The sequence below is a fragment of the Nakamurella flava genome (genome assembly GCF_005298075.1).
Taxonomy (GTDB): domain Bacteria; phylum Actinomycetota; class Actinomycetes; order Mycobacteriales; family Nakamurellaceae; genus Nakamurella; species Nakamurella flava.
The window spans coordinates 2,307,869-2,320,740 of sequence record NZ_SZZH01000001.1 but is presented as its reverse complement, the minus strand read 5'-3'; the positions used below and the strand labels follow the sequence as shown (position 1 = coordinate 2,320,740).

The window sequence follows — 12,872 nt, the reverse complement described above, 5'->3', positions numbered from 1 at the left end:
CATCCGCTGACGCCGAGCATTCTCGCGGTTCCGGTCCTCCCCAGGGTCGGATCGGCGGATGACCAGCGTCGACCACCTTCCCCGGCGTCGTCCAGGAGCCCGGACCTACAGGGCGGGGGACGAGGCCTCGGCCCAGAACCGCCGGGGGATGCGACCCGCCTGCCGGGCCAGCGCCCCGGCCCGGACCGCGGCCGCCATGGCTGCGGCCATCGTCGGCGGGTCGGCGGCCCGGGTGACCGCGCTGGCCAGCAGCACCGCCGAGCACCCCAGTTCCATGGCCAGGGCGGCGTCGCTGGCGGTGCCGATACCGGCGTCCAGGATCACCGGGACCCCGGCCTGCGCGACGATCATCTCGATGGCGTGCGGGTTGGCGATGCCCAGCCCGGAACCGATGGGCGAGCCCAGCGGCATGACGGCGGCGCAGCCCACGTCCTCCAGCCGCCGGGCCAGCACCGGGTCGTCGGTCGTGTAGGGCAGCACCACGAACCCGTCGTCCACAAGTTGCTCGGCCGCGGCGACCAGCTCGATGGCGTCCGGGAGCAGCGTGCGCTCGTCCGCGATGACCTCGAGTTTGACCCAGTTCGTCTCCAGCGCCTCGCGGGCCAGCGCAGCGGTGAAGACCGCCTCGGCCGCGCCGCGGCACCCGGCGGTGTTCGGCAACGCGGTGATCCCCAGGCGTCGCAGGACGTCCAGCACTCCGGTGCCGCCCCCGGCGTCGACCCGGCGGAGGGCGACGGTGGTCAGCTCCGTCCCGGACGCCACCAGCGCCTCCTCGAGCACCGCCAGGTTGGCCGCGCCCCCGGTGCCCAGGATCAGCCGGGACCCGAAGGTGCGGTCGGCGATGACCAGCTCGTCGCGGACGACGGTCGGCACCGGCCGGTCGGCCACCGCGGCGGCGGCGAAGGTGTCAGCCACCCTGCACCGCCGTCACCACGTCGACGCGGACGCCGGGGCGGAGCTCGGCGCTCGCCCACTGCGACCGGGGCACGACGGCCGCGTCCACGGCCACGGCGATGCCCTGCTCCGGGTAGCCCAGACCGGCCAGCAGCGCCGTCACAGTGGGACCCGTTGCGGTATCCGGGGTCTCAGCCGGGAAATCGACCTCGCGGTCGTTGACGAGAAGTCTCATGTGGTGGCTCCCACGGTGGAGGCGACCCGGTTCGGGTCGGTGCTGATGGCGGACATCGCGGCCGCCGGGTCCTGCCGGGAGTCGGCCAACAGACCGGCCACCCGCTCGACCGTCCACGGCGTCAGCAGGAACCCGTTGCGGCCGTGTCCGGTGGCGACGACGGTGCGATCGTCCAGCCGCTCGACGATCGGCAGGTTGTCGGGCGTGCCCGGTCGCAGCCCGGCCGCGATCTCGGCGAGTTCGTACTCCCCGAGCGACGGCACGACGGCGCAGGCGTCGTCGAGGAGTTCGCGGACCCCGGTGACGGTCGGGCTGATGTCCCGGCCGTGCTCGTACTGGGTGGCGCCGACCACGACGCCGTCGGCGCGGGGCACCAGGTACACGGATCGGCCGTGGACCCGGGCGCGCACCGTGCGGGTGGGCGGCGGGAGGACACCGGGGCGACGCCGCAGGCGGAGGATCTCGCCCTTGACCGGACGGACGGGCAGACCGGGCCAGAACCGGGGGCTGTCGATCCCGGCGGCCAGGACGCGATGACCCGGCACGGCGGCGAAGGCGTCGGCATCGGGCAGCGGGTCCGCCCACCGCACACCGAGTCTGGTGCACTCGGACTCCAGAGCCTGTACGAGCGCGCGGTTGTCGACCGCCCACTCGTCACCGGCGACGAAGCCGTGCCGGATCCCCGACGCCAGCGTGGGTTCCAGCCGGCGGGCGTCGGTGACGAGTTCGACCGGATGTCCCTGCGCGGCCAGGTGTCCGGCCACGGTGCGCAGATCGGCCGCGTCGGCCCGGTCGACGGCGACGACCAGCGACGACCGGGTGGTGACGACGTCGGCGGGCAGCCCGTCCAGGTAGCTGCCGGGACCGGTGGCCTGCCACAGCCGCAACGAGCGCAGCCCGATGTCGAGCTGGGCGTCCTCGCCGGGCCACGCCTCACTGTGGGGGGCGAGCATGCCGCCGGCCACCCACGAGGCGCCTCGCTCCGGGGCGCGGTGCACGGTCACCGTCCACCCGTCCAGCGCGGCGCGACGGGCGATCGACAGACCGATGACCCCGCCGCCGACGACGGACAGCGGTGCGCCGTCGCCGACCGGGGCGGGAGGACCAGGGGGGTGCTGCATGAGCTCGAGGCTCCCTTCGCCGGCATGATCCGGATCAGGTGTGACGGTCAGGGCTGGCTGCCCACTCTCAGACCCGCATTCGGGACTCCCGTGCTGACCACTGCACGCTAGCCGTAGCCTCGCTGCGTGCGCCACTCGACCTTCGCTTCCCGAACCGCCGCCGACCCCGGCCTGCGCGCCGCCCGGCGCGAGCGCCTGCGGGACGCCCGCCTCTACCTGTGCACCGACGCGCGACGGGAGCGCGGAGATCTCGCCGAGTTCGTCGACGCCGCTCTCCGCGGGGGTGTCGACATCGTCCAGCTCCGCGACAAGGGCTCGGCCGGAGAGCGGGAGTTCGGGCCGTTGGAGGCCGCCCACGAGCTGGCCGCGCTGGCCGTGCTCACCGCGGCGGCCCGGCGGCACGGGGCGCTGGTCGCGGTCAACGACCGGGCCGACATCGCCGTCGCCGCCGGGGCCGACGTGCTGCACGTCGGACAGGACGACCTGCCGGTGGCGACGGCGCGGGCCCTCGTCGGTGACGACGTCCTCCTCGGGTTGTCCACCCACGACGAGGAGCAGGCCGCCGCGGCGGTGCGGGCGGCGACCGCCGGGGACATCGACTACTTCTGCACCGGCCCCTGCTGGCCGACCCCGACCAAACCGGGTCGGACGGCGCCCGGCCTGGATCTGGTCCGCTTCGCGGCCCGCACTGCCGGCGACGTCCCGTGGTTCGCCATCGGTGGCATCGACGAGCCCCGGGTGTCCGAGGTGCGGGAGGCCGGGGCCGATCGAGTGGTCGTCGTGCGCGCCATCACCGGGACCGACGACCCGGCGGCCGCCGCCGCGCGGATCCGGGCGGCGATCTCTCCGGCCTGACGGCCGTCGGCCGGCGGAACAGCCCCTGGCCAGCCCGCTCTCAGTGCGGACACAGCCGGGCGGCCGAGGCTGGCCGTCATGCTGCTCTCCTCGCGTCCGCTGCTCCGGCGGTGGCTGATCGCCGGTTGCCTGCTCGTGGTCGCGGGGGTGGCGATCGGTGTCCGCGCGTTGTTCGTCGACCGGGTCAGCCAGGACTACACCGCCTTTCTCAGCCCGTGGTACGACACCCTCGCCCAGGGCGGGGGTTTCGCGGCGGTGGGCACCGAGGTGGCCAACTACAACCCGCCCTACCTGTACCTGCTCGCGGCTATGACCTACCTGCCCATCCCGAAACTCGTTGGCGTCAAGCTGATCTCCATCGTCTTCGACGTGGTGCTCGCCGGGTTCGCCGCCCTCGTCGTGCGGGAGCGTTTCCGCCGTCCCGCCGTGTGGGTGACGGCGTTCGCAGTGGTGCTGCTCGCGCCGACCGTGGTCGTGAACAGCTCGTGGTGGGGGCAGTGCGACTCCATCTACGCCGCCTTCTGTCTCGGCAGCCTGTGGTTCCTCATCCGCCGCCGGCCGGTCTGGGCCTGCGTGTTCTTCGGGCTGGCGTTCGCCTTCAAGTTGCAGGCGGTCTTCTTCCTGCCCGTGCTGGTGATCGCGATCGTGGCCAACCGGCACCGCCTGGCGGCGCTGCTGGTGTCACCCGCGGTGTTCGCCCTCTGTCTGGTCCCCGCCGCCGTCGCCGGACGGGACTGGAGCAGTCTGCTCGCGGTCTACCCGAACCAGGTCAGCACCGGGGGCACGGCGACCGGTGGAGCGGGGCGAACGGGGGCGGCCGGCTTCGGACCGGCGACCGGTGACCGGATGCCGGGGGGAACGGGGGTCTCCGGAACGGCGCCGGTCGGTCCCGCCGGGAATGGCACCCGCAGCGGGGGGGCCGGCTTCGGCGGCGGCGCCCGCCCGTCCGGGGGTGGCGCCGCCAGCAGCTACACGCAGAACGCGCCGACGTTCTACCAGTGGCTCGGCTCCGGGGCCCCGGTCGTCTGGAAGTTCCTGGGGCTGGCCCTGGGGGCCGTCATCGGCACCGCGGCCGCCGTCTTCACCTGGTCCCGGCGGCGTCGACTGGGCGCCACCGAGCTGGTGGTGCTGACCACGCTGCTCGTCCTGGCCATCCCGTTCGTCCTGCCCGAGATGCACGAGCGGTACCTGTATCTCGCCGACGTGGCCACCATCGTGATGGCGTTCTACATCCGTCGGTCCTGGCCGGTCGCGGTGCTGGTGTCGGCTGCGTCGCTGGCCAGCTACGCCCCGTTCCTCTGGCGGACCACGCCGGTGCCGTTGGGGGTCGCGGCCGCGATGGACCTCGTGGCCGCCCTCGTCACGACCTGGGTCGCGGTCGACGTCCTGCGGGGAAATGACCGTTGGGTCCGGCCGGTGCGGAGCCGGTCCGGGCGGTCGACGACGCCGGACCCACGTCCCGACGCTCCGGCGGACACCCGGGCCGACACGGGCGCCGCCGAACGCTCCGCGGGCACCCCTGTGTGGGGGCGGTGAGGTGCGGCTCGCGCACCTGATGGGACAAGGAGCGGCGGGACGGTACCGGCCGTCCCTGAGGAGACCTCAGCGACGGGGTGAGGATCCGCCCAGCAGCAGATCTTCCCAGCCGGGCATCGTCGGCCGCTGCCCCCGGCGGGCCCGGGTCGGCGACGGTTCGGTGCCCGTACGGGCCACGGCGGAACCGTCCGTGGTCTCCGCGCCGGCTGCGGGGAAATCGTCCGATCCGGCGGCGGTGTCGGCGGCCGGGGTGGTCGGTTCGTTCGCGGGTGCGGTGACCGCGGCCGGCGCGGCCGGGACCGGCGGGGCGGGCGGCACCGCCGGGGTCACGGTGACCGGCTCGACCTGCTCGACGGTCACGGTGGTCGACCGGACCTCGACGACCGTGGGGGCGCCGTCGGTGATGGTGCGCAGCGGGCGCGGGGTCGGGTCGATCAGTTCGCGGGCGGCCTCGTCACGCGGGCGCAGCGTGTCGGTGCGCGGCCCGGAGTGGATCGACCAGCGGGCGTGGTTCTCGCTGCGTCCGGCCTGCCACCGCAGGTGCAGGATCCAGCCGGAGACGTCGCGGTAGGCGTCCCACCGCAGTCCGCTGAGCTGGCCGCGGGCCGACAGGGTCGCGGTGACCAGTTCCTCGAGCGACTTCTTGGTCGGGGTCCCGTCGATCAGCGGGTGGGCACGGCGGGCCCGGTCGGCGGTCGTCGATCGCTCCAGCAGGACCGGGTAGGCGTACCGCTCGATCCGGCCCACGCCGGTGTTGGCTGCACGGGCCACGTCGGCCAGGGACTCGCCGGCCCGCAGCCGCGACTGGATCTCGCGGGGACGGAGGGTGGGTTCGAGCTCGACGTCGACCTGGTCCAGCTGCTGCAACCGGGTGGCGTCGCCGCGGGCGGCGGCCCGCAGACGTTCGTCGGCGACGGCGGTGAACAGTTCGCCGGACTCCTGGTCCGCGAACACCAGGCTCTCGCCGTCCTCGGCCAGGCCCAGGACCCGCAGCGTGCGCATGGCGTACCTCCCGATCGTCACACCCTTGACGCGCCACGCTATCCCGATCGTGGCGGGCCCCGATCCAGGCGCGCCGGTCGGTCGGACGACCGGCGCGGTGCCGGCCGTCCGACCATGGGTCACGGTCAGGCGATCTGCGTGGCCAGCGCGCGCAGCCCGTCGACCAGCGGCGTGGTGGGCCGGCCGATCAGGGTGCGCAGGTCGTCGGTGGCGTCGGCGAGGTCGCCGGCGGCGATGTTGGCGTCCAGGGCCACCAGGAAGCCGATCAACTGTTCCGGCAGACCGGCGGTGGTCAGGATCTTGGCGTGCTCGTCGCTGGAGACCGACCGGTAGACGACCGGGCGGCCCAGGGCCTGCGTGGCCGCGGCCGCGAAATCGTCGCCGTCCCAGGCCACGTCCCCGGACAGCTCGTACACCCGACCCCGGACCTGCGGCTGGGTGGCGACCGCGGCGAGGGCGGCGGCGTAGTCGGCGCGGGCGGCGCTGGCCACCCGTCCGGTGCCCGTGCTGGCCAGGTACACCCCGGTCTGCGACGCCTGGGCCAGGGCCTGGCCGTAGTTCTCGTGGTACCAGTTGTTCCGCAGTACCGTCACCGACAGACCCGAATCGGCCAGCGCCTTCTCGGTGACCGCGTGTTCGGGGGCCAGGATCAGCGAGGTCGAGTCGGCGTGCGGGGCGCTGGTGTAGACGACGTGCCCGACGCCCGCCCGGACGGCGGCGTCGATGACGGCCGTGTGCTGGGGGACCCGCTGGCCGACCTCGCTGCCCGAGACGAACAGCAGGACGTCCGCGCCGGCGAAGGCGGCGTCCAGGCTCGCCGGGTCGCTGTAGTCCAGCTGCGCCGTCCGCACCCCCAGCGGCTTCAGCTCGGCGAGCTTCTCGGCCGACCGGCCGGTCGCCAGGATGTCGGCGGCGGCGACGCCGCGGGTCAGCAGTTCATCGAGGGTGAGGCGGCCGAGCTGGCCGGTGGCGCCGGTGAGGACGATCGTCATGGGTTCTCCTTCTCGCGGATGCGGTGGACTGTGCTGCTCAACCGAGCAGAGCGACGACTACTTCCCGATCGGCAGTACCCACCTTTTGGTAAGTTGGGGTGATGCCCGTCACCGACACGACCACCGCACCGACCGTGTGGGCTCGGATGGCCGCCGACGTGCTCGGCCCCGAGGGTGCCACCGGCGGCTCCGCGGACGACGGTCGGGACGCCCTGTTCGGCGTCGGCTGCCCGAGCCGTCGCCTGCTGGACACGATCACCAGCCGATGGGGCGTCCTGGTGGTGCTGGCGTTGTCCGAGCGGTCGATGCGCTGGGGGGAGTTGCACCGGTTCATCGACGGCATCAGCGAGAAGATGCTGGCCCAGACGTTGCGGGCGCTCGAGTCCGAGGGTCTGGTGCACCGGGCATCGGCCGGGACCGTGCCCCCGCGGGTGGACTACTCGCTGACCGACCGGGGCCGGCAAGCGGCCGCGGTCGTCGAGCCGCTCGTGCGGTGGGTCGGGCAGGACACGGTGGCGACCGCCCGGCGGGCCGACGCGAGCTGAAAGCGGGCCTGACACCGGTCGGGCCCGCACGGCATCGCCGGAGCGACCCGGGAACCCGACCGGCGGCCGCTCAGCCCAGCCGCTCGACGACGTGGTCGATGCAGGCGGTCAGGGCGGACACGTCGTCCGGGTCGATCGCCGGGAACATGCCGATCCGCAGCTGGTTGCGGCCCAGCTTGCGGTACGGCTCGGTGTCGACGACGCCGTTGGCGCGCAACGTCTTCGCGACCGCGGACGCGTCGACCGTGTCGGCGAAATCGATGGTCCCGACCACCTGCGAGCGCAGCTCCGGACGGGCCACGAAGGGCGACGCGAAACTGCTGGCCTCGGCCCAGGAGTACAGCCGGGACGACGACTCGGCCGTCCGGCCGGTCGCCCAGTCGAGACCGCCGTGATCGTTCAGCCAGTCGATCTGATCGGCCAGCAGGAACAGGGTGGCCACCGCGGGGGTGTTCAGCGTCTGGTCCTTGACGCTGTTGTCCAGGGCGACGGACAGCGACAGGAACTCCGGGATCCACCGGTCGGTCGCCGCGATCTCCCCGATGCGTTCCAGCGCCGCGGGGGAGGCGAGCGCGATCCACAGACCGCCGTCGGCCGCGAACACCTTCTGCGGGGCGAAGTAGTAGACGTCGCTCTGGGCGATGTCGACCGGCAGACCGCCGGCGCCGGAAGTCGCGTCGATCAGCACCAGCTGGTCGTCGGTGGCGCCGGCCGGTCGCCGCACGGGAACGGCCACCCCGGTGGAGGTCTCGTTGTGCGCCCAGGCGTAGACGTCGACGTCGGCCGCGGCCACCGCCTCCGGGGCGTCACCGACGGGTGCGCTGATCACCTGCGGGTCGGCCAGGAACGGTGCGCCCTTGGTGACCGTCGCGAACTTGGACGAGAACTCGCCGAAGGTGAGGTGCTGCGAGCGTTCCCGCACCAGCCCCAGGGCGGCGGCGTCCCAGAACGCGGTGGTGCCGCCGTTACCCAGGATGACCTCGTAGCCCTCGGGAAGGGAGAACAGCTGCCCCAGGCCCTCGCGCACGCGGTGGACCAGCGTCTTGACCGGCTTCTGGCGGTGCGAGGTGCCCATCACCGACGACCCGGAGGCGGCCAGCGCGGCCAGTGCCTCCGGACGGACCTTGGACGGCCCACAGCCGAAACGACCGTCCCGGGGGAGCAGGTCGGCGGGCAGCGTGAGCGGAGCGGTGGCGGTGTCGGTCATGACAGCGATCTTCCTGTCGGGAACGAGGCGTTCCCATCCTGCCGTATCCGGTGGGCACCGCGGACCGCGCTCGACGGCCGCCGCGCAGCGGCCGCCGAGCGCGGTTCAGTTGGCGGAGGCCAGCGTCCGGTACCCGGCGACGGCGCTCACCGGACGGGGCGCCGGTCCGTCGTAGACGGCCGACGGCCTCACCAGCCGGCCGAGCCGCTTCTGCTCCAGGATGTGGGCGCTCCAGCCGGCCATCCGGGCGCAGGTGAACATCGCCGGCATCATCGGCGCCGGAACGCCGGCGAAATCGAGGATGACCGCGGCCCAGAACTCGACGTTCGTCTCGATCGCCCGGTCCGGGCGACGTTCGCGGAGGATCTCCAGCGCCGCCTGCTCCAGCGCCGCTGCGGCCTCGTAACGGGTGGCGCCGAGTTCCCGGCACGTACGGCGCAGCACGCGGGCCCGCGGATCCTCGGCCCGGTAGACCCGGTGCCCGAAGCCCATCAGGCGTTCCTTGCGGTCGAGGATGCCGCTGACCAGGCCGTGCGGGTCGCCGTCCCGTTCGACCTGCTCGATCATCGGCAGCACCCGGGCCGGGGCGCCGCCGTGCAGCGGGCCGGACATGGCGCCCACGGCGCCGGCGATGCTGGCGGGCACGTCGGCGCCGGTCGAGGCGATGACCCGGGCGGTGAAGGTCGAGGCGTTCAGCCCGTGTTCGGCGGCCGACACCCAGTAGGCGTCGATGGCCCGGATCTGCTCGGGGGTGGGCTCACCCAGCCAGGCCGTCATGAACCGCTCGACGGTGGTCCGGCCGGCGGCGACCAGCGACTCGGGCACTTCGTGCTGGTCGCCCCGCGCCGAACGGGCCACGTAGCTCAGCGCCGCCGACGTGGTCTGGGCCAGGTGGTCACGGGCCTGCTCGTCGCTGATGTCCAGCAGCGGACCGAAGTGGCGTTCGGTGGCCAGGGCGGGCAGCGAGGACTGCAGATCGACCCGGACGTCCCCGGTGCGGACGACCGGAAGCCCGGTGTCCACCGGCAGTTGCGCCCCGAACTCGCCGTCCACCAGCAGGGCCCACACGTCGTCGTAGGGCACCCGGCCGGCCAGGTCGCCGACGTCGACGCCGCGATAGCGCAGCGCGCCGCCGTTGCGGTCCGGTTCGGCGATCTCGGTGTGGAACGCGACGACGCCCTCCAGGCCGGGGACGAACGGCGCGGCGGCGGGGGCGGCAGGTGCGGCGGGGGCTTGGGTCATCGTTCCTCCACGGAAGCGGCAGTGATTCGAGGCGGATGCGAGCGGAACCTGTCCGCTCCGGCGCCGGAACGGGCCGGACGGGCGCGGAGGCGGAGCGGATCCACTGTGCGCTGGGCGGTCCGGCGGTGACCAGAGGTGCTGCCCGAACGGGCGTCGTGGGTTCGGTCACACCGACGCAACCCGGCCCCGGTGGCGGCGCGTTCCCGGTGCCGGGCGGCCGTCGGCGGTCGATCGGTGGGCTGTCGGACGCTCGGCGTACGGTGCCGGAGGTACACCGCCCGCCGGGGGGAACCGGTCCGTCGACAGCCCGGCGGTCCGTGACCTCGTCCAGTGAGGTCGCCGCCGGGGGCAGATCAGGAGAGAACGTGGCCCAGCACCGAGCGTCCGAGCCGGCTGACGAGCGCGACCGGCCCGACCACGACCTGGCCGCCATGCGGGAGAGCTACGCCCGCGGCGGGCTGGACGAGGCCGACCTGGCCGCCGACTGGGTCACCCAGTTCCACCGCTGGCTCGACGACACGATCGCCGCCGAGCTGCCCGAGCCCAACGCGATGATCGTGGGCACCGCGTCCCCCGACGGCGTGGTCGCCACCCGGACGGTGCTCTGCAAGGGCATCGACGAGCGGGGCGTCGTCTTCTACACCAACCTCGAATCGGACAAGAGTCGCGATCTGGCGGCCAACCCGCGGGCGTCCATCACCTTTCCCTGGCACGGGTTGCAGCGACAGGTGCACGTCCGCGGCCCGGTGGTCCGGGTGTCGGACGACGAGACCCTGGCCTACTGGAACAGCCGCCCGCAGGGCTCCAAGGTCGGCGCCTGGGCCAGCCCTCAGTCCCGGGTGCTGTCGGGGCGGGCCGAGCTTGAGGAACTGCAGCGTCAGGTCGAGGAACGCTTCTTCCCCCTGGACCGGGACGAACGCCCCGACGGGCCGCTGCCCGAGGTCCCGTTGCCGCCGTTCTGGGGCGGCTGGCGGGTCGAGCCGGAGACGGTCGAGTTCTGGCAGGGCCGCATCGGCCGGTTGCACGACCGGCTGCGGTTTCGCCGCACCGACGACGGCTCGTGGGTCGTGGAGCGGCTGGCGCCCTGACATGCCCGATCCGCTGACGTGACGTCCCCCGACCCCGCCGCGGGCGAGGCATCCGAACCGGAGGTGGTCGCCCCACCCGGAAAGTCCGGTCCGGCCCGATCCGTCGACCCGCCGGAGAAGCGGGTTACCGGTCTGCGGCGCATCGCGCCCGACGTCCGTCCGCTGGCCATCCCGGCCTACCGGCGGCTGTTCCTCGGTCAGGTGTGCACGGTGGTCGGGGCTCAGCTGACCGCGGTGGCGGTGCAGCAGCAGATCTTCGACCTCACCGGCAGCTCGGCCTGGGTCGGGATCGCCTCGCTGGTCGCCCTGGTGCCGCTCGTGGTGTTCGGCCTGCTCGGTGGGGCCATCGCCGACACCTACGACCGCCGCAAGCTGCTGATGATCACCTCGGTCGGTATCGCGGTGACCAGCATCGGCCTGTGGGTGGCGGCGCTGGGCGGCGGGTCCGGCGAGTCGGTGTGGATCGTGATGGCCCTGCTCGCCCTGCAGCAGGCGTTCTTCGCGGTCAACCAGCCGACCCGCAGCGCCATCCTGCCGCGCATCGTGCCGGCGGCCATGGTGCCGTCGGCCAACGCCCTGAACATGACGGTGTTCTCCACCGGCGTCATCGTCGGTCCGCTGCTCGGCGGCCTGCTGATTCCGCTCGTCGGGCTGCCGTGGTTGTATTTCCTCGACGCGATCACGATGGTCGCCATCCTGTACGCGGTGTTCCGCCTGCCCCCGGTGCCGCCGCTGGGCGAGCGGCGCGGCCGGGCCAAGGTCAGCGAGGGACTGAAGTACCTGCGCTGGCAGCCGCTGCTGCTGATGACGTTCGTCGTCGACATCATCGCCATGGTCTGCGGCATGCCCCGGGCGCTGTTCCCGCAGATGGCCGAGGAGACGTTCGGTGGGCCGCCCGGCGGGGGTGTGGCCCTGGGTGTGCTGAACGCGTCCCTGGCCATCGGGTCGCTGCTCGGCGGGCTGACCGGCGGCTGGATCTCCCGGGTCCGCCGGCAGGGCGTGGCCATCATCGCGGCCATCATCGTGTGGGGCTTCGCGATGATCGTCTTCGGCTTGAGCTCGCCGCTGTGGCTCGCCGTCATCGCCCTGGCCATCGGCGGCTGGTCCGACCTGGTCAGCGCGGTCTACCGGTCGACGATCCTGCAGGTGGCGGCGACCGACGAGATGCGCGGCCGACTGCAGGGCGTGTTCACCGTGGTGGTGGCCGGCGGCCCACGGGTGGCCGACTTCGTCCACGGCGTGGTCGCCGAGGCCACCTCGACCACGATCGCCACCGTCGGCGGTGGTATGGCGACCGTGGTCCTGACGGTGCTCGCCGCGTTCCTGGGGCGGTCGCTGTGGCGGTACGACGCCGGTCGGCGCCCGGTGGGCGACGCCTGAGGGCCGTCCGGCCGGTGGCAGAATCGGCGCTGTTCGGCACCCCGTGGGGCGCACCTGGTGACCGAGGGGGACAGGCATGACGCAGGGACCGTACGAACCGCCGGAACCGCCGTGGGGGGCGCCCGGCGGCGCTCGGCCGGGACCGGCCGACGGCGGCTGGGGCTCGACCGGTCAGGTCCCGGGGCCCTGGACTGGTCCGTCGGGATATGCGGTGCCGCCTCCGGCCGGCTACCCGGCCCAGGGTCCTTACTTGCCCCCAGGTCATCCGGGCCCGGTCGGCTATCCCGGCTGGGGTCCGATGGGGCCGGCCGGGCCGCGACGCCCCGGCGGGGCGACCGCCGCTGGGGTGCTCAGCATCGTCCACGGGTCCTGGGTGTTGTTCATGGGCATCCTGCTGCTGACCGGGGTCAGCTGGGTGGCGGGCATGACCGACTCGTTCGGCAACCCGGGTTTCGACGGGGCCGCCGAGTTCCTCGTCGTCGCCGTCGTCACCATCGTCGTCGGGGCCTTGTGCCTGTCGGGTGGCATCCAGCTGCTGGGCGGTCGCCGCACGCTCCTGCTGTGGGGTGACGGGCTGTCGCTGGCGATCTCGCTGTACTGGCTGATCCGCTCGCAGTTCGCTCCCGAGTTCCTGTCCATGCCGTTGGTGCATTCCGTCCTGCCGATCATCGCGCTGGCCCTGGCCTCGTCCCGGGACACCACCCTCTGGTGTCAGGATCACGCGGTCGGGGTGCAGTCGGCGCGCTTCTGATCTCGGCGCAACCCCCGTTCCGCC

13 protein-coding genes and 1 riboswitch are annotated in these 12,872 nt (G+C 73.4%); of the genes, 6 read left to right on the top strand and 7 right to left on the bottom strand.

Annotated features, from left to right (window positions below; translation table 11 throughout):
- Positions 1 to 105 precede the first annotated feature (105 nt).
- The 3 genes from thiG to thiO form a co-directional block, all read right to left on the bottom strand.
- Positions 106 to 873 (bottom strand): thiazole synthase, encoded by a 768-nt coding sequence (gene thiG / locus FDO65_RS10475; protein WP_137449734.1) that lies wholly within the window; start codon positions 871 to 873, stop codon positions 106 to 108.
- A 34-nt stretch (positions 874 to 907) separates the two neighbouring features.
- On the bottom strand, positions 908 to 1,129 hold the full coding sequence (thiS, locus tag FDO65_RS10470; RefSeq protein WP_137449235.1) for a sulfur carrier protein ThiS: 222 nt from the start codon (positions 1,127 to 1,129) through the stop codon (positions 908 to 910).
- Positions 1,126 to 2,250 carry a glycine oxidase ThiO gene (thiO, locus tag FDO65_RS10465; protein ID WP_137449234.1) on the bottom strand — a complete coding sequence of 375 codons (1,125 nt, stop codon included), beginning with the start codon at positions 2,248 to 2,250 and terminating at the stop codon, positions 1,126 to 1,128. The genes thiS and thiO overlap by 4 nt, the downstream gene beginning before the upstream one ends.
- A riboswitch (TPP riboswitch) is annotated at positions 2,245 to 2,352 on the bottom strand. (Overlaps the previous gene by 6 nt.)
- Before the next feature lie 69 nt (positions 2,353 to 2,421).
- Here thiO and thiE point away from each other — a divergent pair.
- Together thiE and FDO65_RS10455 are read left to right on the top strand one after the other, a co-directional pair.
- Complete coding sequence (gene thiE, locus FDO65_RS10460) at positions 2,422 to 3,105, top strand: thiamine phosphate synthase (RefSeq protein WP_137449732.1); 684 nt, start codon at positions 2,422 to 2,424, stop codon at positions 3,103 to 3,105.
- A 78-nt stretch (positions 3,106 to 3,183) separates the two neighbouring features.
- Complete coding sequence (locus FDO65_RS10455) at positions 3,184 to 4,641, top strand: glycosyltransferase 87 family protein (RefSeq protein WP_137449233.1); 1,458 nt, start codon at positions 3,184 to 3,186, stop codon at positions 4,639 to 4,641.
- A 66-nt stretch (positions 4,642 to 4,707) separates the two neighbouring features.
- Here the strand turns inward: FDO65_RS10455 and sepH are convergent, their stop codons facing one another.
- Both sepH and FDO65_RS10445 read right to left on the bottom strand, forming a co-directional pair.
- Complete coding sequence (gene sepH, locus FDO65_RS10450; protein ID WP_205849888.1) at positions 4,708 to 5,643, bottom strand: septation protein SepH; 936 nt, start codon at positions 5,641 to 5,643, stop codon at positions 4,708 to 4,710.
- 125 nt (positions 5,644 to 5,768) lie between these two features.
- Positions 5,769 to 6,635, bottom strand: a complete 867-nt coding sequence (locus FDO65_RS10445; RefSeq protein WP_137449231.1) for an SDR family oxidoreductase — start codon at positions 6,633 to 6,635, stop codon at positions 5,769 to 5,771.
- Positions 6,636 to 6,736: 101 nt separating this feature from the next.
- Here FDO65_RS10445 and FDO65_RS10440 point away from each other — a divergent pair, with 101 nt between their 5' ends.
- On the top strand, positions 6,737 to 7,180 hold the full coding sequence (locus FDO65_RS10440) for a winged helix-turn-helix transcriptional regulator (RefSeq protein ID WP_205849887.1): 444 nt from the start codon (positions 6,737 to 6,739) through the stop codon (positions 7,178 to 7,180).
- 70 nt (positions 7,181 to 7,250) lie between these two features.
- Here FDO65_RS10440 and serC read toward each other — a convergent pair whose 3' ends face one another.
- Positions 7,251 to 8,387, bottom strand: a complete 1,137-nt coding sequence (serC, locus tag FDO65_RS10435) for a phosphoserine transaminase (RefSeq protein ID WP_137449230.1) — start codon at positions 8,385 to 8,387, stop codon at positions 7,251 to 7,253.
- 105 nt (positions 8,388 to 8,492) lie between these two features.
- Positions 8,493 to 9,629: a citrate synthase 2 gene (locus FDO65_RS10430; RefSeq protein WP_137449229.1), complete on the bottom strand. Its 1,137-nt coding sequence runs from the start codon at positions 9,627 to 9,629 to the stop codon at positions 8,493 to 8,495.
- A gap of 365 nt (positions 9,630 to 9,994) precedes the next feature.
- Here FDO65_RS10430 and pdxH point away from each other — a divergent pair, with 365 nt between their 5' ends.
- From pdxH to FDO65_RS10415, 3 genes are all read left to right on the top strand, one after another.
- Positions 9,995 to 10,717 (top strand): pyridoxamine 5'-phosphate oxidase, encoded by a 723-nt coding sequence (pdxH, locus tag FDO65_RS10425; RefSeq protein WP_240757527.1) that lies wholly within the window; start codon positions 9,995 to 9,997, stop codon positions 10,715 to 10,717.
- Positions 10,718 to 10,735: 18 nt separating this feature from the next.
- On the top strand, positions 10,736 to 12,097 hold the full coding sequence (locus FDO65_RS10420) for an MFS transporter (protein WP_240757526.1): 1,362 nt from the start codon (positions 10,736 to 10,738) through the stop codon (positions 12,095 to 12,097).
- A 346-nt stretch (positions 12,098 to 12,443) separates the two neighbouring features.
- Positions 12,444 to 12,848, top strand: a complete 405-nt coding sequence (locus FDO65_RS10415; protein WP_137449228.1) for a hypothetical protein — start codon at positions 12,444 to 12,446, stop codon at positions 12,846 to 12,848.
- Positions 12,849 to 12,872 lie beyond the last annotated feature (24 nt).

What these genes read in the sequence shown, in the direction of transcription:
- FDO65_RS10445 (WP_137449231.1), bottom strand. Translation starts at nt 6,635, where the DNA reads ATGACGATCGTCCTCACCGGCGCCACCGGCCAGCTCGGCCGCCTCACC.
- serC (WP_137449230.1), bottom strand. Translation starts at nt 8,387, where the DNA reads ATGACCGACACCGCCACCGCTCCGCTCACGCTGCCCGCCGACCTGCTC.
- thiO (WP_137449234.1), bottom strand. Translation starts at nt 2,250, where the DNA reads ATGCAGCACCCCCCTGGTCCTCCCGCCCCGGTCGGCGACGGCGCACCG.
- FDO65_RS10430 (WP_137449229.1), bottom strand. Translation starts at nt 9,629, where the DNA reads ATGACCCAAGCCCCCGCCGCACCTGCCGCCCCCGCCGCCGCGCCGTTC.
- thiS (WP_137449235.1), bottom strand. Translation starts at nt 1,129, where the DNA reads ATGAGACTTCTCGTCAACGACCGCGAGGTCGATTTCCCGGCTGAGACC.
- FDO65_RS10440 (WP_205849887.1), top strand. Translation starts at nt 6,737, where the DNA reads ATGCCCGTCACCGACACGACCACCGCACCGACCGTGTGGGCTCGGATG.
- sepH (WP_205849888.1), bottom strand. Translation starts at nt 5,643, where the DNA reads ATGCGCACGCTGCGGGTCCTGGGCCTGGCCGAGGACGGCGAGAGCCTG.
- FDO65_RS10455 (WP_137449233.1), top strand. Translation starts at nt 3,184, where the DNA reads ATGCTGCTCTCCTCGCGTCCGCTGCTCCGGCGGTGGCTGATCGCCGGT.